Genomic DNA, 20,372 nt, shown 5'->3' on the forward strand with positions numbered 1-20,372 from the left:
CCTAGCGTTGACGCATGCGATCTGTGGTGCTGGGCGGGTCGATCGCGGTGGTCCTCTGCGTTCCCCTGGCGATCTCGGTGGCGGCCAGCGCCTCCGACGACGTGGTGCTCACCAGGGGACGTCCGGCGCTCGCGTCGGCCACCGAGAGCGTGGCCTGGGCCGCCTCCGGCGTCACCGACACCGCATCCGGCACGCGGTGGTCCAGCGGGGCGGCCGGCGCCGGCACCCAGTGGGTCGCGATCGATCTCGGTGCGGCCCAGGAGATCCGGCGCGTACGGCTGCACTGGGCCAGGGCGTACGCCGAGGCGTACCGGCTCCAGGTCTCCGACGACGGTGCGACGTGGCGTGAGCTGTTCGCGACCTCGTCCGGCGACGGCGGTGTGGACGACGTCCGCGGCCTCTCCGGAACGGGACGGCACCTGCGTGTCCTGGCCACCCGGCGGGGCACCCCGGAGGGCTTCTCGCTCTGGGACGTGCACGCGTACGGGCCCGGCCGTGCGGCTCCGGAAGCCGAGTCGGCCGCCACCGCCGACATTCCGCCGGCCGCCGCCGGGCTGACCGACGCCACCAAGAAGGAGACCGCGCTCAAGCTGGTCTCCAGTGCGGAGAACTCCACCCTGGAGTGGCGCGACGAGTTCGGCTACATCGAGGACCTGGACGACGGCCGTGGCTACACCGCCGGCATCGTCGGTTTCTGTTCCGGCACCTCGGACATGCTCGCCGTGGTCACCGAGTACACCCGCCGCAAGCCGGACAACGGTCTGGCCGGATATCTGCCGGCACTGCGCGCGGTGGACGGGACGGACTCCCACGACGGCCTCGACCCGGGCTTCCCGGACGCCTGGCGCAACGCCGCCGCCGACCCGGTGTTCCGCAAGGTCCAGGAGGACGCCCGGGACCGGATGTACTTCTCCCCGGCGGTGCGCCTGGCCGAGGCAGACGGGCTGCGGGCGCTCGGGCAGTTCGCCTACTACGACGCGGCGGTGATGCACGGCGTCTCCGGGCTGCGGTCGATCCGGGAACGGGTCGTGGCCGGGCAGCGGACACCGGTGCAGGGCGGCGACGAGATCGCCTACCTGACGGCGTTCCTGGACGCGCGGACCGCCGAGATGCGCACCGAGGTGGCACACAACGACACCAGCCGGGTCGACACGGCGCAACGCGCGCTGCTGCGTGCCGGCAACCTGGACCTGGTCACACCGTTGCGCTGGCGGGTCTACGGCGACGAGTACACGCTGCCGCGCTGATCACACCTTCTGGAACAGGGCGGGCACCAGGTCGGGACGCCAGTCCGGCAGCGACGTGTGCGCCTCCCGGACCCGATAGACGGCCTTGCCATAACCGACGAACTGACCGGCTTTGTACGAGGTGAAGGCCTTCCACGCGGCCGGGGCGGGCACCCGGACCGTCACCTTCATCGAGTCGACGACCATGCCACTCGAGTACCGCCCGCCGGCCGCCAGATTGAGCACGAAGGCGAGTGGCACACCCTTCTCGGTGCGGGTGAACCGGAGCACCTTGCGGCCGTCCAGCGACCAGGTCAGCGTGGTCGGCGTCCAGTCGACGGCGTAGGTGTGGAAATCGTCGGCGCCGACCCGGTCCGAGCCGAGGGTCTCCACGGTACCGGCCGGCACCCGGCCCGACCCGTCGAGCACGCCCAGTGCCTTCCAGGCGCCGTCCGTGCGCCACATCCTGATCCGGGCCTCGGCGCGGCCGTACGCCTGCCCGAAGGTCTTCTCGGTGCGCAGAGCCGAGCCGAGCGCCAGCCGCCCGTCACCGTCCAGCCAGGCGAAACCCCGGCCGCCCTCGGTCGTCCAGACGTCGTCGTCGGGCCCGGCACCACGATCGCCGGAGAAGTCGTCGCTGAGCACGACCCGGCTCACCGTCGCGGCCTCGGCGATGTCGCCCGGCCCGACGGCCAGCGCCGCGGCCGCGACCACCGCGGCCACGGTCAGAGCGCGCGGCAGGCTCCCCTTCATCAACCGTCCCTCACTAAGAAGATCAGGTGGGCACTGTGCTGAACTGGGAGCGCTACCGGCAAGAGATTTTTAGATCGTTTTACGAAAATGTGGCCGGACGGCCATCAGTCGTAGTCCGGAGCGCGGGTCTCGTGCATGGCGAGCTCCTCGGCGCTGGCGCCCCCACCGGCCGCACCGGCGTCCCAGGCGATGCTCTCCGCCTCGTCGTCCAAGCCCGAGCCGCCGTCCGGGGCGACCAGACGGCCCACCGGCCGGGGCGAGTCCCCGTCGAGCTGGCCGTCGTCGTAGAGCGACACCTGGGAGTTCGGGTCCGACGTCGGGCTCGGGCTCCACACGTCGCGGTCGAACTCCCGCTGCTCCGAGTCGTCCACCGTTTCGTCGATCGGATCCCGGCGCGGCGGATCGGCCGGCTCGGCACCGAAGTCCGGCTCCTCCTGCCGCAGCCGGCGGTCCAGCGACTCGCCGCGCAGCTGCTCCTCGGCGGTGTCGCCGAACCGGTTCGAGCCGCCCGGGCCGACCCCGGCGAGCGCGGCAGGGTCCGGTCCGTCGGCCCACCGCGGGCTGTTCACCTCGTCGTAGGCGGTGGAATCGTCGTCAGCGGTGTCCGGCAGCCCTGACGCCTCCGGATCGGTGACCTCGGCCGGGTAGTCGTTGTCTCGCATGCCCGCGAAGTACCCATGATCGGGGTCGATCATGCGGCGGACGAGGCCTCGAGACGGGCCCACACCACCTTGCCGTCATCCAGCGGCAGATGGCCCCAGCGAGCGGCGACAGTGTCGATCAGCAGCAGACCCCGGCCGCCGTACGCCGTCGGCGCCACCGGTCCCGCGAACCGGGGCACCACCGAGGACCCGTCCCGGACCGCCACGCTCATCGAGTCGCCGTGCAGGGCGAGCAGCACCCGCATCGGCGTGCGGACGTGCGCCACCACGTTGTTGACCATCTCGGTCGCCGTGATGCACGCGTCACCGACCAGGTCCGGGCGCTCCCATCGGGCACACGCTTCGGTGATCAGCTCACGGGTGTACCGGGCAGCGCCGGACTCCGGAGCGAGTTCCAGGCTGATCCGGTGCTGTTCCGGGCCGGGCTCGCCGAGCGCGGCGAAGGCGCCGGCCGGGTCCGGCCAGACCGGCCAGCCACTGGGCCGCCACGCGATCGTGTCGGCCGAGCCGCAGAGCGCCAGATGACTGCCCGGCCAGTCCCGGGTCTCCTCGAGCACCTCACGCAGCACCGTGATCGCGGCCGCCTCGATCACACGCAGACCGGCGATGTCGACCACCAGAGCCTCGGGCTGGGCCGCCAGGACACCGAGCAGAGCCGAACGGATCGGGGCGGTCGTGGCGTCGTCGAGCACCCCGGCCAGCCGGACCAGAGGATAGGCCTGGCCGCGGTCCACCCGGTGACGAACCTCGCTCGGCATGATCGCTCCATTGTGCATAGCCCGATGACCGCGCGCATTTCGAGAGAGCGCGGGTACATCGGGTTACCCCGAAGCGGGGTGGTCATGCCCTTCAGGCGCGGCGGGCCAGCGCGGTGAGCACACTCTCGTGCAGCAGGCCGTTGGTACCGATTACCGAGCTCTTGTCGGCGGTCGGCCGGCCGTCCAGATCGGTGATCTTCCCGCCGGCCTCGGTGACGATCGGGATCAGCGCGGCCATGTCCCACAGCGACAACTCCGGCTCGGCCATCGCGTCCAGCGCACCCTCGGCGAGCAGCATGTACCCGTAGAAGTCACCGTAGGCCCGGCTGCGCCACACCCCGAGCAGGATGTCCATCATCTGCTCGAGCCGGCCGTTGTCGGCCCAGCCGTTCAGGCTGGCGTAGCAGAAACTCGCGTCGGTCAGCTTGCGCACCGACGACACGTTGATCCGGGTCGCCGAGTGCTGGTTACGCCCGGCGAACGCGCCCAGGCCGCGACCGGCCCACCAGCGCCGCCCCAGCGCCGGTGCGGAGACCAGGCCGGCAACCGGCGTGTCACCCTCCATCAGCGCGATCAGGGTCGCCCAGATCGGCACCCCGCGGACGAAGTTCTTGGTGCCGTCGATGGGGTCGATCACCCAGTGTCGGTTACCCGGACCGGCGGTCGCGGCGGTCCTGCCGAACTCCTCGCCGAGCACCCCGTCACGTGGCCGCGCCCGGGCCAGCGTCGCCCGGATCGCCTTCTCCACCGCGGTGTCCGCGTCGGACACCGGCGTGAGGTCGGGTTTCGACTCGACCTTCAGGTCCAGTGCGCGGAACCGGGCCATCGAGATGGCGTCGGCCGAGTCGGCGAGAACGTGGGCGAGCGCAAGATCGTCGGCATATCCGGCCATGCCAGAAAGCTAGTCCATCAACCCGGCGTTCCGCTTTCAGACCTCATCCGCGGTGGTGTCCCGCACGTCGCCCTCACCGGCCCGGGAGGACAACAGGCGGCGGTACGACGTCAGACGGCGCTCGTCGGCCTTGCCCTCGGCCACCCACGCGTCCAGGCGGCAGTCGGCGTCGGCGGCGGTGTGCCCGCAGTTCGGCTGATCCTCCAGGGTGCCCTCGACCAGGTCGGGGAACCCGTGCAGCAGGCTCTCGGCGCTCACGTGGGCCAGGCCGAAGCTCCGGATGCCCGGGGTGTCGATGATCCAGCCCGGGTCCTTGCGGGACCGGCCGACCGCCGGCAGCCGCAATGCCACCGCGCTGGTCGAGGTGTGCCGGCCCTTGCCGATCGCGCTCACCACGCCGACCGCGCGCAGAGCGTCCGGCACCAGCCGGTTCACCAGCGTCGACTTGCCTACACCGGAGTGGCCCACCAGCACCGAGATGCGACCGGCCAGGAGGCCGCGCAACTCGTCCAGATCGCTGCCGGGACGGACCAGTACGTGCGGCAGATCCAGTTCGGCGTAATACCCGAGCACCTGTTCCGGGCCGGCCAGATCGGCCTTGGTCAGGCAGAGCAGCGGTTCGATGTCCGCGTCGTACGCCGCGACCAGGCACCGGTCGATGAACCCGGTCCGCGGCGGCGGGTCGGACAGTGCGCTCACGATGACCAGCTGGTCGGCGTTGGCGACGACGACCCGCTCCAGCCGGCCCTCGGGCGTGGTGTCGTCGTCGTCCGCCGTCCGGCGCAGCACCGACGTCCGCTCACTGATCCGCACGATCCTGGCCAGCGTGCCGGCGTCGCCGGACGAGTCGCCGACCAGCGCCACCCGGTCACCGACCACCACCGACTTGCGGCCCAGCTCGCGGGCGCGCATCGCGGTGATCACGTCGTCGCCGGTGCCGTCCTCGCGGACACAGCCGTAGCGGCCCCGGTCCACGGTGATGACCAGGGCGTCGACGGCGTCGTCATGTTTCGGGCGGGTGCGGGTACGCGGGCGGGACGACCTGCCCGGCCGGATGCGGACGTCGTCCTCGTCGTACTCCCGTTTACGCGCTGGCAGGGTCTAGCTCCTCTTCGCCACGAGTCCCGCCCAGAGTTCGGGGAACTCGGGCAACGTCTTCGACGTACAACCTACGTCGGTGAGGTCGACGCCCGGCACGGCGAGTCCGATCACGGCGGCGGCATGGGCCATCCGATGATCCGCATACGTCTCGAAGACCGCCCCGTGCAACGGCCTCGGCTCGATGCGCAGACCGTCGCGGAACTCGGTCACCCCGGCGCCCACCTTGCCCAGCTCGGCCGCGAGAGCCGCGATCCGGTCGGTCTCGTGACCCCGGATGTGCTCCACCCCGCGCAGCTCGGACGGCCCCTCGGCGAGCGCGGCCAGCGCCGACACCACCGGCGTCAGCTCGCTCACCTCGGACAGGTCGGCGGTGATGCCGCGCAGCGTGCCGGTGCCCCGCACGGTCAGGCCCTCGGCCGAGGAGGTGACCTCGGCGCCCAGGCTCCGGAAGATCTCGGCGACCTGGCCGGCCGGCTGCCAGCTGTCGGACGGCCAGCCCGCCAGGGTGACGGCTCCGCCGGTGACCGCCGCCGCCGCGAAGAACGGTGCCGCACCCGACAGGTCCGGCTCGATCGTCCACGTCCGCCCGCGCAGCGTGCCCGGCTCGACCCGCCACACGTCCGGAACGCTCTCGTCCACCTCGGCGCCGGCGGCCCGCAGCATGTGCGTGGTCATCCGCAGATGCGGGGCGGACGGCACCGGCGGACCCTCGTGGCGCAGGGTCAGGCCCTTGGTGAAGCGCGCCGCGGACAGCAGCAGCCCCGAGACGAACTGGCTGGACGCTGACGCGTCGATCACGGCCTCGCCGCCCTCGACGCCGCCCGTGCCGTGCACGGTGAGCGGCAGGCCGCCGGTGGGCGAGGCGTCGAGCGACACTCCGAGCGAGCGCAGCGCCTCGACGATCGGCCCCATGGGCCGGTTGCGGGCGTGCGGATCGCCGTCGAACTCGACCACCCCGTCGGCCAGCGCGGCCGCCGGTGGCAGGAACCGCATGATCGTGCCGGCCAGCCCCACGTCGACCCGGGCCGGCCCGCGGAAGGGGCCGGGCGTGACCACCCAGCGCTCCTCGTCGGTGGTGTCCACCTCGACGCCGAGCGCGCGCAGGCCGGCGGACATCAGCACGGTGTCGCGGGCCCGTAGCGGCGCCTCGATCACCGAGGGACCGTCGGCCAGAGCGGCAAGGATCAGGGCGCGCGCGGTCATCGACTTGGAGCCGGGCAGCCGCACGGTCGCCGTGACCGGGCCGGCGGCGGGCGGGGCGGTCCAGGGGCGGGCTTCAGCAGTCACGCCCGCCATTGTGCCGCCGCCCTGTGACATTCCCCGGCCGCATTCCCGTCCCGCGAGACATCGCCGGCCCCGCACCGCCCGTCCGGGTGAACCCGGCTCTGTCGCACCGCTGTCCCGGGAGCGTCGACGCAGCGGTGGGACCCGGCTGGATCTTCACGGCTGTGCCTCCCCGCTGTGTCACCCGGCCTGAGACAGCGGTGCGACACAGCCGGGTTTCGGGGCGGACGGGGGTGCGGCGGGCGGCGTAACCTCCTGCTCATGTGCGGCCGATACGCGACGACCAAGAGCAACGCCGACCTCAGCAAGCTGTTCGAGGCCGTCGACGTCGCCGAGCCGTTGCGTGCCAGCTGGAACGTCGCCCCCACCGACCCGGTGCCGCTGGTGCGGATGTCGAAGGAGCACGAGGGCCGCGTCCTCGACACCGCCCGCTGGGGCCTGGTGCCGCACTGGGCCAAGGACCTCAAGGGTGGTGCGCGCATGATCAACGCGCGGGCCGAGACGGTCACCGAGCTGCGGTCGTTCGCGCCGTCGTTCGCGAAGCGGCGCTGCCTGGTCCCGGCCGACGGCTGGTTCGAGTGGGTCCGCGACGGCAAGCAGAAACAGGCGTTCTACATGACCCCGGCGGACGGGCAGCCACTGGTCTTCGCCGGTCTGTGGTCGGCCTGGGGCCCGGAGTCGGTGCTCACCTGCAGCGTGATCACGACCGCGGCGCTCGGCGGGCTGAAACGGGTGCACGACCGGATGCCGCTGATCCTGCCGGCCGACCGGTGGGACGACTGGCTGGCCGGCGGCGGCGACCCGGAGGCGTTGCTGCGGCCGCTCTCCGAAGGCGATCTCGAGGCGATCGAGGTGCGCCCGGTCGGAGCCGCCGTCGGCAATGTGCGGAACAACGGACCCGAGCTGATCGAGACGGCTGCCAACGTTACGCTTTTTTGAACTCTCAAAGATCATCAATAATATTTGTCGGGATATGTGGCTATTCTGAATAGGAAACTTTGTTTCAAGATAGACAACCCCCTTGTTCTGATCTTGTAGCCTGCGGTACAAACCAGCGCCGGAGTGGTGCTGGACCGTAAGGTGCGGCCCGGCCGCCACATGCAGTTCCGGTCCCACGGGGGAGGTGGGCTGATGACACGAGCACGCATGCCGCGTCCGCACGAAGTGGCTATCGCGCGACGCGACCCGCGACTGCTCGAGGCGATCGCGCAACGCAGCACTGATGAGGCCTGGCGCACACGCGGCGCCTGCCGGAGCGTGGATCCCGAGACGTTTTTTCCAGCACCGAACGAGCCCTCCGGCGGAGCCGTCGCGCTCTGCGGGACATGTGACGTGCAGGGGCCCTGCCTGGCCTGGGCGCTGCAGGTCGGTGACTGTCACGGGGTCTGGGGCGGCACGACGCCACGGGAGCGCCGGGCGATGCTGGTCGCCTGGCGGGAGCGGATCCAGACCAACGGTGAGGAGGTCGACGACTCGCCGGACGACGAGGATCGCCGTCTCCTGACCCTGACGCCGGTCAGCCGCTGATACAACGGAGCGCGTGACGCGCTCCGAGTTCACCATCGAGACCCCACGCGGCCCCGCCGTCGTGACCGTCACCGATCCGGCCGGTCCGGCGCTCGCCCTGCTCGTCCTCGGCCACGGCGCCGGGGGCGGGGTCGACGCGCCCGACCTGGTCGCGGTGCACGACGCGGCGGTGGCGGCCGGCGTGCGGGTCGCGCTGGTCACACAGCCCTACCGGGTCGCCGGTCGGCGTGCGCCCGCGCCGGCCGGCCATCTCGACGAGGCCTGGGTCACGGTTGTGGGCGCGTTGCGCGTACCCGATGTGCCGTTGATCGTCGGTGGCCGGTCCAGCGGAGCGCGAGTCGCGTGCCGGACCGTGACCGCGCTGGGCGCCGCGGGGGTTCTCGCCCTGGCCTTTCCGCTGCACCCGCCGGGCAGGCCGGAGAAGAGCCGGGCCGGTGAGCTGCCGGACGGCATTCCTACGCTGGTGGTCAGCGGGGATCGTGATCCGTTCGGAGTTCCGGAGGCCCACGGAACTGTCGAGGTGGCTGTTCGGCCAGGCGCGGTGCACGATCTGCGAAAGGATCTTCCCGGCACCGTGGGGATCGTTCTGGGATGGCTTCGCCGCCATTCCTGGGCACGGTGAAATCGGCCGGGAATGAGTGACCCCGTCACCGGCGTTATCCGACTGGACACATCAGCGGAAGGGGTTTGCCAGTGGGTGCCGGTGTCGGAAGCGTCGAGCGCGACGGCCGGAAGGCGGACCGGGTGCGGGACCTTCTGGGTTCCCCCGAGTGGCCCGCGGTGGAGGCTTCGCCCGCGCGGCGGTCGGTGAGCGTGAGCACACCGGCGGTTTTCGAGAGCGTTACAGGGGCACTACCCGTATCCTCGGCGGGGCGGTCGAGGGGAGAGTCCAGGGTGGCCCAGAAGGAACGGACCGAGGAGCGCCGCGCGCGCTTCGAACGTGAGGCGTTGCCGTTCGTCGACCAGCTGTATGCGGCCGGCCTGCGGATGACCCGTAACCCGGCTGATGCCGAGGACCTGGTGCAGGAGACGTTCCTCAAGGCGTTCTCCGCGTTCCACCAGTTCGAGCAGGGGACGAACCTCAAGGCCTGGCTCTACCGGATCCTCACGAACACGTACATCAACTCGTACCGGCGCAAGCAGCGGCAGCCCGTGCAGGCGCCGACCGAAGAGATCACCGACTGGCAGCTCGCGTCGAGCGAGTCGCACACGTCACAGGGTCTGCGGTCGGCCGAGACCGAGGCGCTGGACCGTCTGCCGGACAGCGACATCAAGGAAGCACTGCAGTCCCTGCCGGAGGACTTCCGGCTCGCCGTCTACCTCGCCGATGTCGAGGGTTTCTCGTACAAGGAGATCGCCGACATCATGGGTACGCCCATCGGAACGGTCATGTCCCGGCTGCATCGTGGCCGCCGCAACCTCCGCAAGCTCCTGGAGCAGTACGCGGTGGACCGCGGCATCACCCGGACCGCGACCTCCGAGCCTCAGGGGGCGTGACGACATGGAGCACGAAGAGAACGACTGCAGTTCCGTCCTCAGCGAGGTCTACCTCTACCTCGACCTGGAGTGCTCGGAGGACCGCCGCCAGCTGATCCAGAAGCACCTCGACGAGTGCGCCGGATGCCTGCGCGAGTTCGGCATCGAGCACGAGGTCAAGGCACTGGTCAGCCGTTGCTGCGGCGACGAGCGGGCCCCGGCCGAGCTGCGCGACCGGTTGCGGTCCAAACTCGGCCAGCTCGAGGTTCAGACCGAGACCCGGGAGTTCCTCCCCTGAACAAACCAAAAGGCCCGGCATCCGCCGGGCCTTTTTGTGTTCTAGCTGTTGGGGCGCTTGCCGTGGTTCGCGCCGCTCTTCTTACGGGCCTTCTTCTTACGGGCCTTCTTCGCCATGCCGACACTCCTGTTCGTCGTGCGTGAACTCGATGCCGATCGTAGTGGGCGGGTCAGGACGAGCAGGACTCACCCGCACCCTGGCCGTGATTTGATGACCCTCATGGCGGACGAGATCCGGGCCGAGATGGTCGCGAACGTGGGGAAGGTCGTGACGTCGCCGGGTGCCACCGTCGCCGAGGGCGACACCCTGGTGATCCTCGAGTCGATGAAGATGGAGATCCCGGTGCTCGCCGACTCCGGCGGCACGGTTTCCCAGCTCGCCGTCCACGAGGGCGACGTCGTCCGGGAGGGCGACCTCATCGCGGTGATCTCCTAGTCGCGGCGCCACCGCAGCAGCGACCGGCCCCGGCCGCGCTGGCGCGGAACTGCCGGCACCCGGAGCGTGGCCGCGGCCAGTTCCCGGGTGGGCCGGTCCAGGCCGGGTGCGGCGAGAGCCAGTTCGGCGACCGCGCGGGCGGACGGGCCGGAGGCGGTCTCGGTGAGCCGCGCGGCCACCACCGAGGCGATGTCCTCGCGGGCCTCCGGGTCCACCCATGCGTAGGCGATCAGCGCGAACAGCGCCGCCTGGGTCACCCGGTCCACGTCACCGTCGAGCAGGCCGAGCAGCAGGCGCCGGCGGCTGGACTCGGCCCACGGCTCCTCGGCCCCGTGGTGCAGCAGGCCCAGGCAGGCCCACACCTCCAGGCCGACCGTCTCCGGGTGGGCGAGCAGGGCCAGCAACTCCCAGGGCTCGACCAGGACCAGGCCGAGCGCCCGGTCGTAGGCGCCGGGCGGGTGCGGCCAGGTCTGCCCGGCGACCCGCTGCAGGCGGCGCAGCGCGTCCGCGGACGGTTCCGCGTTGACCGGGGCACGGCCGGCCGGCAGCGGCTGTCCGGCCGGCAGCCCGCCGAGCCACGGCGTGCTGCGGCAGCACTCCTCCAGGTCGGTGTGCTCGTGCGCGTCGTCCGGGTGGTCTCGGATGAAGTCGGCCAGCTCGACCAGGTGGGCGACGTCGCCGTCGGCGCGGTAGCGCAGCCGGTGGGCGGTGTGCACCACGCAGTCGAAGGCCGGGTCGCGTTCGAGGGCGAGCTCGGTCCAGCGCAGTGCCTCGTCGAGCCGGCCCAGGTCGGCCAGGGTGGCCGCGACGTCGGCGTAGACCGAGAGGTCGTCGGGGTCGTAGGCGACGGCCCTGCGGAGGGCGGCGAGCGCCTCGGGCATCCGGCCGGCGCTGCGGTACGCGTACCCGAGCCAGATCTCGCCGAGTTTGGACGGCTGCGCCCGTGCGCCGCGCCCGGCCCACTCGACGGCGAGACGGACCTCGCCGAGCCGGCGGGCCAGCGCCGAGCCGGCACCGAGCAGCATCGCGTGCTCGCCGTGCGCGGTGACGGCGTGCCGGACCACGGCCAGGTAGGGCCGGAGCGGGTTGACGGTGTCCGCCGGGGCCGGGTCGCCGACGGCGGTGCAGAGGCGCATCACGGTCCGTGCCAGCTGGCCGGGGTCGATGCGGGCGCCCAGTGACGGATCGGCGACCCACGGCACACCGGCCCAGTCGAGAGCCGGCGCGTGCCCGCTGGCGGCGGCGAGCAGGGGCAGGCCCTCCTCGGCGCGACCGGCGGCGGCCAGCAGATGTGCCCGGGCGGCGAGCCGGCCGACGGGTGCGTGCGGCTCGGCGGGGAAGAGTTCCAGCCCGCCGCCGGCCTGTGCCGCCAAGCGGCTGAGCAGCTCATGCGTGTCGGGCAGGGTGGGTGCGTGGGCCAGTGCAGCGGCGAGATGCACGGCCGCGGGCGCGGTCTCGCCGGCGTCCAGCGCGGCGCGTGCGCGCGCGAGATCACGGCGGGCCGATGGGCGGGAATCCACGAGTGAAGACCCTAGGGGAAGAGGGCCCGATTGTCAGTCCTCACGTTTGCTCATTCGTGCACGAAACCTTGACCAAGTAAGCTTGTTCTTGCAAGACTGCGCACGGAATGCGCATGGATAGCGCGAGAAGGGGAGGATCACGTGACACAGCGAGGCCAGGGGATGTCGGAGGACATCGCGGAACAACCCGCCGGTTTCGCGCGGCTGCTGGAGGCCGGCTCGTCCGGTGAGATCGCCGCGGTCGCCGCCGAGGTGGCACGCCGGGCGCCCCGCAGCGTCCTCTTCGTCGGCCGCGGCACGTCCGACCACGCGGCCCTGTACGGCGCCTACCTCGCCGAGATCCGGCTCGGCCTGCCGGTGGCCAGCGCCTCCCCGAGCGCGATCACGCTCTACGGCGCCCGCCCCGACCTCACCGGCACCCTCGTCATCGGTGTCAGCCAGAGCGGCGGCTCACCCGACCTCAGCGGTGTGCTCAGCGTCGCCCGGGAGACCGGTGCGCTGACCCTGGCGGTCACCAACAACCCCGACTCGCCGCTGGCCAAGGCGGCCGAGCTCTCCATCGACGTCGTCGCCGGGCACGAGCGGGCGGTGGCGGCCACCAAGACGTACACGGCCGAACTCCTCGCCCTGCTGATGCTGGTCGAGGGCATCCGCGCCGGTGACGGGCACCTGCCCGCCGAGGAGCGCGCCGCCCTCGAGAAGCTGCCGCAGCTGGCCTCCGACGTGCTGGCCGACCGGTCCGCCACCGAGCTGGCCCAGCGCTACCGGTTCGCGTCGAGCCTGGTCACCACCGGGCGCGGGTACGCCTACCCGACCGCCCGGGAGACCGCGCTCAAGCTGATGGAGACCTCGTACCTGCCGGCGCTCGCGTTCTCCGGCGCCGACCTGCTGCACGGGCCGCTCGCCATGGCCGACCCGGACGTGCCGGTCCTCGCCGTGGCCGGTGAGGGCCCCGGCGGGCAGTCGATGCGCGACGTGGTGGCCCGGCTCGGCGAGCGCCGCGCCGACGTGGTGACCATCGGTGCCACCGACGTGCCCGGAGCCTCGGGCCGGCTCGCCGTCCCGGCCGTCGACGAGCGGTATTCGCCGCTGCTCGACATCCTGCCGCTGCAGCAGCTCGCGCTGGCGCTCGCGCTGGCGCGTGGCGAGGACCCCGATGCACCGCGTGGACTCAAGAAGGTCACCACGACTCTTTAGAAACACGGGCATGAAAGGCTGGGGCCGTGTCCACCCTGCGTGATCTCGCCGAAGAACACACCGGCCTCAGCCCCGCCGACATCGACCATCTGCACCGGATCGCCGGCGACTGGCAGCTGCTCTCCGACCTCTCGTTCGCGGACCTGCTGCTCTGGGTGCCGATCAAGGGGGAGCCGCGGCGGCCGCGGGAATTCCTCTGTGTCGCGCAGGTCCGGCCGACCACCGCGCCCACGGCGTACCAGGACGACCAGGTCGGCAAGATCGTCGGCGGGCCGGAGGTGGCGCACCTGGACGTCGCGATCACGCAGGAGCGGATCTGGCGGGAGGGCGATCCGGTCTGGTACGGCGACACCCCGGCAAGACATGAGGCCATTCCGGTACGCCTTCGTGACGCCACCGATCTGGAGGAGGCGCTCAGCGAAGTGATCGCGGTGATCGGCCGTGACACCAACCTGAGCACCGCCCGCACCCCCAGCCAGCTCGAGCTCAACTACCTGACGACCGCCGACGACCTGGCGCAGATGGTGGCCGACGGCACGTTCCCGCCGCCCCGCATCCCCGGCGAGATCACCTCGGCGCCCCGCGTCGGCGACGGCCTGATCCGGCTGGACGCCTCCGGCAAGGTCACCTACGCGAGCCCGAACGCGCAGTCCGCGTACCGCCGGCTCGGTTTCAACGCCCACCTGGTCGGCGAGGAGCTGGCGAAACTGTCCAGCCGGCTCTCCGGCGACCCGCTGGAGGGCAACGACGCCGCCGAACGCATCCTGGCCTCGCTGCGCGGCGAGTTCCCGGCCCGGATGGAGGTGGAGGCCCGCGGCGCGACCGTGCTCACCCGGGCGCTGCCACTGCTGCCGGCCGGAGTTCCGATCGGTGCTCTGGTGCTGGTCCGGGACGTGACCGAGGTGCGCCGCCGCGAGCGGGCGCTGATGACCAAGGACGCCACCATCCGGGAGATCCACCACCGGGTGAAGAACAACCTGCAGACCGTCGCCGCGCTGCTGCGCCTGCAGGCCCGCCGGGTGGACGCACCGGAGGCTCGGATGGCCCTGGAGGAGTCGGTGCGCCGGGTCGCGTCGATCGCCCTGGTGCACGAGACCCTGTCGATGTCGAGCGACGAGGCGGTCGAGTTCGACGGCATCGTGGACCGGGTCGCGTCGGCCGCGACCGAGGTGGCCACCACCGGCTCCCCGGTGAAGATCCGCCGCGAGGGCACCTTCGGCGTGCTGCCGGCCGAGATCGCCACCTCGCTGGTGATGGTGCTGAACGAGCTGCTGATCAACGCGGTCGAGCACGGGTTCCCGGCACCCGACGAGGACGCCGACCCGCAGCCGCCCGAGATCGGCGGCGAGGTCGTGGTCTCGGCGCACCGGTTCCGCAAGCAGCTGCACGTCACGGTCGCCGACAACGGGCGCGGCCTGCCGGAGGGCTTCAAGTTCGAGGGCAGCAACCGGCTGGGCCTGCAGATCGTCAGGGCGCTGGCCACCGGCGAGCTGCGCGGCAGCATCGAGCTGCGCAACCGGGCCGGTGGCGGCACCGAGGCGGTCCTGGTGGTGCCGCTCGGTAAGCGCTGACCGCATGCCCGCCGGCCCGCCGCAACGCCGCCTGCTGCGGCAGCCCCAGGGCCGCGACCAGGACGATCGCGATCAGGGCCCGCAGCCACAGGCCGCGCAGGGCGGCCGCGGCGCAGAGCGTCACGGCCGGCAGGGCGAACAGCACGTACCGTGGATCCCACAGCGGCCCGGTCAGGAACGACGCGCCGACGAGCACGAGCGGTGGCACGGCGGCGAGCACTGCCAGCTCCCGCAGCAGCGCCCGGTCCGGCCACCGGGCGGTCAGGGCGAGCCCGGTCACCAGCAGCCCGGCGGCCGCCGCGCCGAAGAACGCCTCCGGCAGGGCGCCGACCAGATCCCACGGCGTGTCCGGGCGCCAGGCGAACAGCGCGGTGTGCTGCCGCACCCCCAGGGAGATCAACGGCGCCGGGGGTACGAGAGCGAGCACCGTGACCGGGAACCACCAGAAGAGCGCCCGTTCCCGGCTGAGCCGCCACCGGGACCACACCGTGTAGGTGTGCCCGGCCAGCACCAGCAGCGCCGCCGGATGGGCCAGCCCGGCCAGCGCAACCGACGTGCCGTACCCGAGCCAGCGCGCCCACCCCGGTTCGTCCAGCACCAGGTAGAGCATCAGCGTCGCGGCGGTGCCGAAGAGGAACGCGAGCGCCCACGGCTCGGCGGTCCGCGAGGTCCGGCCGACGATCGGCAGGACGGCCAGCAGCAGCCCGCCGCAGAGCCCGGCGCCCGGGGTGAGCACCCGCCGGCCGAGTTCGGCCGCGAGGCCCACGCCGAGGGTGACCGCGATCAGCGACGCGACCCGCAGGTCGACGATCGAGTCACCGGAGAGCTCGGCCCAGAAACGCAGGAACAGCTGGTACGGCACGTGCACGGCGTCGGTGGCCCGCCCGGCCTCCAGGATCCGCGCCGGCCCGAGCGCCGGGTCGGTGAGACCCTCGCGGGGACCGGGTGCCGGACCGCCCAGACCGAACCGCCCCGCGGCGAGTGTGACCGCGGCCGGGATCAGTGACGGCGCCCAGGTCCGGAGCAGACCGCCGCGCCGGCGCTGCCGGGCCGGGCGAGGGCCGGCGAGGGGCCGGGTCGGCGAGTCGTCATGGGCGGTGTCAGCGGGCATGCGCGCCTCCGGCCCGAGTGTCGCAATCCGGAGCCCTGACGTGCCACCCTGTCTCACCGTGCTGGTCTCGTTACCGCACGTGGCGTTACAGCTTAGGGGGAGACTGTTACAAGATGTTGGCGTTGTGCGACTCGGCACACTCCCGAAATCTGGACCGTGCTGGCCGAGAATGCCTGCGCGTGAGAGGCTTTTCCACATGACCGCTGCAGTTGACCGCCGCTTCGTGGCCCGCCGCCACGTCGACTATGGCCGTGTCCGCAGCGCCATGTGTCCGGCTTCCTGACGACGCCCGATTTCCAGTTCGGGCGCGAGACCGCCGGGCCCACTCCTGACACAGATGTCACGAGCCTCCTCAGGGCCGTGAGCGGCATCGCGCGCCCACCAGACCCGGAGGAACGCCGAGATGGCGCCCAGCAACACTCCCGCTGCAAGGCCGACCGCCCGCCCTCGTAAGGCGCGCGGCGAGGGTCAGTGGGCGCTCGGACACCGCGAGCCGCTGAACCCCAACGAACGCAGCAAGAAGGACGACAACCCGCTCAACGTCCGCGCGCGGATCGAGAACATCTATGCGCACGGTGGCTTCTCCTCGATCGACCCGGCCGACCTGCGTGGACGGTTCCGCTGGTGGGGCCTCTACACCCAGCGCAAGGCGGGCATCGACGGCGGCCGCACCGCGGTGCTGGAGCCGGAGGAGCTCGAGGACGAGTACTTCATGCTCCGCGTCCGCATCGACGGCGGCGCACTGAGCCTCGCCCAGCTGCGCGCCATCGCCGGCATCGCCACCGAGTTCGCCCGCGGCAGCGCCGACATCACCGACCGCCAGAACATCCAGATGCACTGGATCCGGGTCGAGGACATGCCGGAGATCTGGCGCCGCCTGGAGGCGGTCGGCCTGCAGACCACCGAGGCGTGCGGCGACTGCCCGCGTGTCGTGCTGGGCAGCCCGGTCGCCGGCATCTCGGTCGACGAGGTGATCGACGGCACGCCGGCGATCGACGAGATCGTCAAGCGGTACGTCGGCAACCCCGCGTACTCGAACCTGCCGCGCAAGTTCAAGTCGCAGATCTCCTGGCTGCCCGACGGTCCCTACCAGGCCAACGACATCTCGTTCGTGGGCGTGGAACACCCCGACCACGGCCCCGGCTTCGACCTGTGGGTCGGCGGTGGCCTGTCGACCAACCCGCGCCTGGCCGAGCGGCTCGGCGTGTGGGTGCCGCTCGCCGAGATCCCGGACGTGTGGGAGGGCGTGGTCGGCATCTTCCGCGACTACGGCTACCGCCGCCTGCGTCACCGGGCCCGCCTCAAGTTCCTGCTCGCCGACTGGGGCGTGGAGAAGTTCCGCGAGGTCCTGGAGAAGGAGTACCTCGGTCGTGCACTGATCGACGGCCCCTCGCCCGACCTGCCGGAGCGGCCGATCGACCACATCGGCGTGCACAAGCAGCGCGACGGACGCAACTACGTGGGCGCGGCGCCGGTCGTCGGGCGGTCGTCGGGGGAGCAGCTGACCAAGCTCGCCGACCTCGTCGAGGCGCACGGCTCCGACCGGGTGCGACTCACGGCGTACCAGAAACTCCTCGTCCTTGATGTTGCCGATGAGCAGGTGGAGAGCCTGGTGACCGGCCTGCGCGCGATCGGGCTGGAGGCACGGCCGTCGGCGTTCCGGCGGGGCACGATGGCCTGCACCGGCATCGAGTACTGCAAGCTCGCCATCGTCGAGACCAAGGCCCGCGGCGAGGAGCTGGTGGCCCGGCTCGAGGACCGGCTCAAGGAGTTCGACGCCGACCTCTCGATCCACATCAACGGCTGCCCGAACGCCTGCGCCCGCACCCAGGTCGCCGACATCGGGCTCAAGGGCCAGCTCGTCATGAACTCCCACGGCGAACAGGTCGAGGGCTTCCAGATCCACCTCGGCGGGGCCCTCGGCATGGCCAAGGGCGAGACGGCCGGCTTCGGGCGCAAGGTCCGCGGTCTCAAGACCACTGCCGAAGAGCTTCCGGAGTACGTGGAACGCGTGGCCAGGCACTACCTGGACGGCCGGGACGAGGGCGAGACGTTCTCGAACTGGGTGCTGCGGGCCGAGGAGGAGCTCCTCAAATGAGCGAGAACCGGCAACCGCCCCTGTACTGCCCCTACTGCGGCGACGAGGACCTGCGACCCAACGAGGCGTCGCATGGAGCCTGGGAGTGCCACTCCTGCGCCCGTGTCTTCTCCGTCAAGTTCATCGGCCTTCTGTCCAAGGGAGTGAGTGCCAAATGAGCGGTCTCCTCAACGCCTCCGGTCTGGGCCTGATCAGTCTGGGCGGGCCCGTTGTCAGCGCCGATTCCGAACGCCGGAAACCCTCCGAGCTCCAGGCCCTCGCCGTCGCCGCGGCCGAGGCACTGGAGGGAGCGCCCGCCGAGGAGATCGCCAAGTGGGCGACCGACACCTTCGGCGAGCGGTTCTGCGTCACCAGCTCGATGGCCGACGCCGTCGTGGCGCACCTGTTCTCCCGTGTCTCGCCCGGCGTGGACGTGGTCTTCCTCGACACCGGTCTGCACTTCCCCGAGACCCTCAAGGTCCGGGACACGGTCGTACGGACGATGAACGTCAACGTGCGCTCGATCCGCCCGCGCCTGACCGTCGGCCAGCAGGACGGCGAGTACGGCCCGCGCCTGTTCGCCCGCAGCCCCGACGAGTGCTGCTTCCTCCGCAAGGTCGAGCCGCTCGAGCGCGCACTCGGTGACTACGACGCCTGGGCCACCGGCCTGCGCCGCGACGAATCGCCGACCCGCGCCAACACTCCGGTCGTCGCGTTCGACGCCAAGAAGGGCAAGGTGAAGGTCAACCCGATCGCCGCCTGGACCGAGGACGACGTCAACGCCTACATCAGCCGGTGGAACGTGCCGGTCAACGAGCTGTTCAAGAAGGGCTACGGGTCGATCGGCTGCTGGCCGTGCACCCGGCGCACCAAGGCCGGCGAGGACCCGCGCGCCGGACGCTGGGCGATGTTCGAGAAGACCGAATGCGGTCTGCACGTCTGATCTCGTCGTCGCGGCCGGCCGTGGTCCTGGTGGCCCACGGCAGCCGTGACCCCCGGGCAGCCGCGTCGACCTCCTCGCTGGCGCGGGCCGTCCAGCGGGCCCGGCCGGAGTGGATGGTCCGGGCGTCGTACCTGGACCACGCCGGACCCCGCCCCCTGGACGTCCTGGCGGCCCTGCCCGGGCCACGTGCGGTTCTCGTGCCGTTGCTGCTCACCGCGGCCTACCACGGGCGGGTCGACCTGCCCGCGGTGATCCGGGAGGCCGCCGCCTCGCTGCCGATCCGGGTCACCGCCACCGATGTGCTCGGCCCCGCCTCGCCGTTGCTGCTCGCCGCCGTCTCCCATCGCCTCCCCGTCCCCGGCGCCTTCGGGCCCGCCTCGAGCCCGAGTGGCCCTTCCGGGCCCGCCTTGGGTACGGCCGGCCTGTCTGGGCACGGTCCGGGTGCGGGCAGCCCGTCTGGGACTGCCTTGGGTGCGGCCCAGTCGTCTGGGTCCGTGTTGGGTGCGGCCGGCTTGTCTGGTTCTGTGTTGGGTGCGGCCGGCCTGTCTGGGTCCGCGTTAGGTGCGGCCGGGTCGTCTGGGGCCGGGGCGTCTGGGGCCGAGTCGTCTAGGGCCGGGTCGTCTGGGGCCGAGTCGTCTAGGGCCGGGTCGTCTGGGGCCGAGTCGTCTAGGGCCGGGTCGTCTGGGGCCGAGTCGGGTGCGGGCGGGTTGGATGCCGTCGTGCTTGCCGCAGCGGGTACCCGGGACGCCGTTGCCCGGCAGACCGTTGCGGACGCCGCTGTGGCCCTCGGAGAGCGCCTGGGACTGCCGTCGGCGGTTTCCTATGCCTCCGGACCCGGTCCGCGGGCCGATGAGGCCGTCAGCGGGTTGCGCAAGGCCGGAGCCCGCCGGGTCGGTATGGCCGCCTACTTCCTGGCGCCCGGTCTCCTCTACGACGCGTCGGTGGACGCGGCCCTCTCGGCCGGTGCGGTGGCGATCGCCGAGCCGCTGGGCGACGCACCGCAACTGGTCCGCCTCATCGGCGCCCGGGTGGACGCGGTCCTCGCCGGTCCACTCGCGACCGCGGCCTGAGCGGTCGTCTCTCTCGCATCGGCTGCCGCACGCCGCTGCCCTCCCTCCTTCCTTCCCTCCCTCCCCTCTCTGCTTCCTCCGCCCTCCTTTCCCCCTCGCTCTCCCTCGTCCTCTCTCCCGTCGATCTTGTGAGGTTGGGGCTGTATCGAGGGCGTATCCGCACAAGATCTATGCGGATTGGTGCCAGGCGGAGGTGAGGGAGTGATCGCAAGCAGCGGCCGCCGCACAACTGCCGCAGATCTTGTGCATTTCGGGTCGCTGTGGCGGCGCAACCTCACAAGATCGGCGGGAGGTCGGTCGGGGAGGCGTGCAGGGACGGTGTGGAGGCCGGGCGGAAGCCCTCGGGGCCGGAGGGGCGCGGGCGGTGGTGGGGCGCGGGCGGTGGTGGGGCGCGGGTGGTGGGGCGTGGGTGGCGCTTGCCGCAGATCTTGTGCATTTCGGGTCGCTGTGGCGGCGCAACCTCACAAGATC

The 20,372-nt window shown here is 71.8% G+C and carries 21 protein-coding genes and 1 pseudogene; 13 read left to right on the forward strand and 9 right to left on the reverse strand.

Annotated elements, in window-relative coordinates:
• Window positions 1–14 precede the first annotated feature (14 nt).
• The gene (locus CLV67_RS06055; protein WP_106316135.1) at window positions 15–1,247 is read left to right on the forward strand and encodes a chitosanase; all 1,233 of its coding nucleotides are present in this window, start codon (window positions 15–17) and stop codon (window positions 1,245–1,247) included.
• Here CLV67_RS06055 and CLV67_RS06060 read toward each other — a convergent pair whose 3' ends face one another.
• The 6 genes from CLV67_RS06060 to aroA form a co-directional block, all read right to left on the reverse strand.
• Entirely contained in the window at window positions 1,248–1,979 is a 732-nt protein-coding gene (locus tag CLV67_RS06060; RefSeq protein WP_106316136.1) for a family 16 glycosylhydrolase, read from the reverse strand.
• A 104-nt stretch (window positions 1,980–2,083) separates the two neighbouring features.
• On the reverse strand, window positions 2,084–2,641 hold the full coding sequence (locus CLV67_RS06065; protein WP_106316459.1) for a DUF5709 domain-containing protein: 558 nt from the start codon (window positions 2,639–2,641) through the stop codon (window positions 2,084–2,086).
• Between the two features lie 29 nt (window positions 2,642–2,670).
• Window positions 2,671–3,399 (reverse strand): STAS domain-containing protein, encoded by a 729-nt coding sequence (locus CLV67_RS06070; protein WP_239166010.1) that lies wholly within the window; start codon window positions 3,397–3,399, stop codon window positions 2,671–2,673.
• Between the two features lie 91 nt (window positions 3,400–3,490).
• On the reverse strand, window positions 3,491–4,291 hold the full coding sequence (hisN, locus tag CLV67_RS06075) for a histidinol-phosphatase (RefSeq protein WP_106316138.1): 801 nt from the start codon (window positions 4,289–4,291) through the stop codon (window positions 3,491–3,493).
• A gap of 36 nt (window positions 4,292–4,327) precedes the next feature.
• A complete protein-coding gene (rsgA, locus tag CLV67_RS06080) occupies window positions 4,328–5,389 on the reverse strand; it encodes a ribosome small subunit-dependent GTPase A (protein ID WP_106316139.1) in 1,062 nt (353 codons plus the stop codon).
• A 3-nt stretch (window positions 5,390–5,392) separates the two neighbouring features.
• Window positions 5,393–6,688, reverse strand: coding sequence for a 3-phosphoshikimate 1-carboxyvinyltransferase (aroA, locus tag CLV67_RS06085; RefSeq protein ID WP_106316140.1), 1,296 nt, complete (start codon window positions 6,686–6,688; stop codon window positions 5,393–5,395).
• A gap of 249 nt (window positions 6,689–6,937) precedes the next feature.
• Between aroA and CLV67_RS06090 the strand changes: the two genes are divergently transcribed.
• From CLV67_RS06090 to rsrA, 5 genes are all read left to right on the forward strand, one after another.
• Window positions 6,938–7,615, forward strand: a complete 678-nt coding sequence (locus tag CLV67_RS06090) for an SOS response-associated peptidase (RefSeq protein ID WP_106316141.1) — start codon at window positions 6,938–6,940, stop codon at window positions 7,613–7,615.
• 192 nt (window positions 7,616–7,807) lie between these two features.
• On the forward strand, window positions 7,808–8,203 hold the full coding sequence (locus CLV67_RS06095; RefSeq protein ID WP_106316142.1) for a WhiB family transcriptional regulator: 396 nt from the start codon (window positions 7,808–7,810) through the stop codon (window positions 8,201–8,203).
• Window positions 8,204–8,216: 13 nt separating this feature from the next.
• Window positions 8,217–8,825, forward strand: coding sequence for an alpha/beta hydrolase family protein (locus CLV67_RS06100; protein ID WP_106316143.1), 609 nt, complete (start codon window positions 8,217–8,219; stop codon window positions 8,823–8,825).
• A gap of 71 nt (window positions 8,826–8,896) precedes the next feature.
• On the forward strand, window positions 8,897–9,700 hold the full coding sequence (locus CLV67_RS06105; protein ID WP_106316144.1) for a sigma-70 family RNA polymerase sigma factor: 804 nt from the start codon (window positions 8,897–8,899) through the stop codon (window positions 9,698–9,700).
• A gap of 4 nt (window positions 9,701–9,704) precedes the next feature.
• Entirely contained in the window at window positions 9,705–9,977 is a 273-nt protein-coding gene (gene rsrA, locus CLV67_RS06110; protein WP_106316145.1) for a mycothiol system anti-sigma-R factor, read from the forward strand.
• A 41-nt stretch (window positions 9,978–10,018) separates the two neighbouring features.
• Here the strand turns inward: rsrA and CLV67_RS54690 are convergent, their stop codons facing one another.
• Window positions 10,019–10,093, reverse strand: a complete 75-nt coding sequence (locus CLV67_RS54690) for a 50S ribosomal protein bL37 (RefSeq protein WP_369700219.1) — start codon at window positions 10,091–10,093, stop codon at window positions 10,019–10,021.
• Window positions 10,094–10,196: 103 nt separating this feature from the next.
• Here CLV67_RS54690 and CLV67_RS06115 point away from each other — a divergent pair, with 103 nt between their 5' ends.
• Window positions 10,197–10,412: a biotin/lipoyl-binding carrier protein gene (locus CLV67_RS06115; protein WP_106316460.1), complete on the forward strand. Its 216-nt coding sequence runs from the start codon at window positions 10,197–10,199 to the stop codon at window positions 10,410–10,412.
• On the opposite strand, the gene CLV67_RS06120 is transcribed toward CLV67_RS06115, so the two are convergent.
• Complete coding sequence (locus CLV67_RS06120) at window positions 10,409–11,932, reverse strand: tetratricopeptide repeat protein (protein ID WP_106316146.1); 1,524 nt, start codon at window positions 11,930–11,932, stop codon at window positions 10,409–10,411. The genes CLV67_RS06115 and CLV67_RS06120 overlap by 4 nt on opposite strands.
• 162 nt (window positions 11,933–12,094) lie before the next feature.
• On the opposite strand from CLV67_RS06120, the gene CLV67_RS06125 reads away from it, so the two are divergent.
• Window positions 12,095–13,129, forward strand: coding sequence for an SIS domain-containing protein (locus CLV67_RS06125; protein ID WP_106316147.1), 1,035 nt, complete (start codon window positions 12,095–12,097; stop codon window positions 13,127–13,129).
• 26 nt (window positions 13,130–13,155) lie between these two features.
• The gene (locus CLV67_RS06130; RefSeq protein WP_106316148.1) at window positions 13,156–14,700 is read left to right on the forward strand and encodes a sensor histidine kinase; all 1,545 of its coding nucleotides are present in this window, start codon (window positions 13,156–13,158) and stop codon (window positions 14,698–14,700) included.
• Here CLV67_RS06130 and CLV67_RS06135 read toward each other — a convergent pair.
• Window positions 14,597–15,811 carry a glycosyltransferase family 39 protein gene (locus CLV67_RS06135; protein ID WP_170153758.1) on the reverse strand — a complete coding sequence of 405 codons (1,215 nt, stop codon included), beginning with the start codon at window positions 15,809–15,811 and terminating at the stop codon, window positions 14,597–14,599. The genes CLV67_RS06130 and CLV67_RS06135 overlap by 104 nt on opposite strands.
• Before the next feature lie 403 nt (window positions 15,812–16,214).
• Here CLV67_RS06135 and CLV67_RS06140 point away from each other — a divergent pair, with 403 nt between their 5' ends.
• The 4 genes and pseudogenes from CLV67_RS06140 (at window position 16,215) to CLV67_RS53165 (ending at window position 19,901) form a co-directional block, all read left to right on the forward strand.
• Window positions 16,215–17,909 carry a nitrite/sulfite reductase gene (locus CLV67_RS06140; RefSeq protein ID WP_106316150.1) on the forward strand — a complete coding sequence of 565 codons (1,695 nt, stop codon included), beginning with the start codon at window positions 16,215–16,217 and terminating at the stop codon, window positions 17,907–17,909.
• A 154-nt stretch (window positions 17,910–18,063) separates the two neighbouring features.
• Window positions 18,064–18,831: a phosphoadenylyl-sulfate reductase gene (locus tag CLV67_RS06145; protein WP_106316151.1), complete on the forward strand. Its 768-nt coding sequence runs from the start codon at window positions 18,064–18,066 to the stop codon at window positions 18,829–18,831.
• Window positions 18,813–19,094, forward strand: a pseudogene (locus CLV67_RS53160) (sirohydrochlorin chelatase); the annotation flags it as partial. The gene CLV67_RS06145 and the pseudogene CLV67_RS53160, both read left to right, overlap by 19 nt.
• A gap of 456 nt (window positions 19,095–19,550) precedes the next feature.
• Window positions 19,551–19,901: a CbiX/SirB N-terminal domain-containing protein gene (locus tag CLV67_RS53165; RefSeq protein WP_249037937.1), complete on the forward strand. Its 351-nt coding sequence runs from the start codon at window positions 19,551–19,553 to the stop codon at window positions 19,899–19,901.
• Window positions 19,902–20,372: the final 471 nt, after the last annotated feature.

The organism is Actinoplanes italicus (genome assembly GCF_003001815.1).
Taxonomy (GTDB): Bacteria; Actinomycetota; Actinomycetes; order Mycobacteriales; family Micromonosporaceae; genus Actinoplanes; species Actinoplanes italicus.

Excerpts from the sequence above, each read along its gene's own strand:
- CLV67_RS06055 (WP_106316135.1), top strand. The coding sequence starts at position 15 with ATGCGATCTGTGGTGCTGGGCGGGTCGATCGCGGTGGTCCTCTGCGTT.
- CLV67_RS06060 (WP_106316136.1), bottom strand. The coding sequence starts at position 1,979 with ATGAAGGGGAGCCTGCCGCGCGCTCTGACCGTGGCCGCGGTGGTCGCG.
- CLV67_RS06065 (WP_106316459.1), bottom strand. The coding sequence starts at position 2,641 with ATGCGAGACAACGACTACCCGGCCGAGGTCACCGATCCGGAGGCGTCA.
- CLV67_RS06070 (WP_239166010.1), bottom strand. The coding sequence starts at position 3,399 with ATGCCGAGCGAGGTTCGTCACCGGGTGGACCGCGGCCAGGCCTATCCT.
- hisN (WP_106316138.1), bottom strand. The coding sequence starts at position 4,291 with ATGGCCGGATATGCCGACGATCTTGCGCTCGCCCACGTTCTCGCCGAC.
- aroA (WP_106316140.1), bottom strand. The coding sequence starts at position 6,688 with ATGGCGGGCGTGACTGCTGAAGCCCGCCCCTGGACCGCCCCGCCCGCC.
- CLV67_RS06090 (WP_106316141.1), top strand. The coding sequence starts at position 6,938 with ATGTGCGGCCGATACGCGACGACCAAGAGCAACGCCGACCTCAGCAAG.
- CLV67_RS06095 (WP_106316142.1), top strand. The coding sequence starts at position 7,808 with ATGACACGAGCACGCATGCCGCGTCCGCACGAAGTGGCTATCGCGCGA.
- rsrA (WP_106316145.1), top strand. The coding sequence starts at position 9,705 with ATGGAGCACGAAGAGAACGACTGCAGTTCCGTCCTCAGCGAGGTCTAC.
- CLV67_RS06115 (WP_106316460.1), top strand. The coding sequence starts at position 10,197 with ATGGCGGACGAGATCCGGGCCGAGATGGTCGCGAACGTGGGGAAGGTC.
- CLV67_RS06125 (WP_106316147.1), top strand. The coding sequence starts at position 12,095 with ATGTCGGAGGACATCGCGGAACAACCCGCCGGTTTCGCGCGGCTGCTG.
- CLV67_RS06135 (WP_170153758.1), bottom strand. The coding sequence starts at position 15,811 with ATGCCCGCTGACACCGCCCATGACGACTCGCCGACCCGGCCCCTCGCC.
- CLV67_RS06140 (WP_106316150.1), top strand. The coding sequence starts at position 16,215 with ATGGCGCCCAGCAACACTCCCGCTGCAAGGCCGACCGCCCGCCCTCGT.
- CLV67_RS06145 (WP_106316151.1), top strand. The coding sequence starts at position 18,064 with ATGAGCGGTCTCCTCAACGCCTCCGGTCTGGGCCTGATCAGTCTGGGC.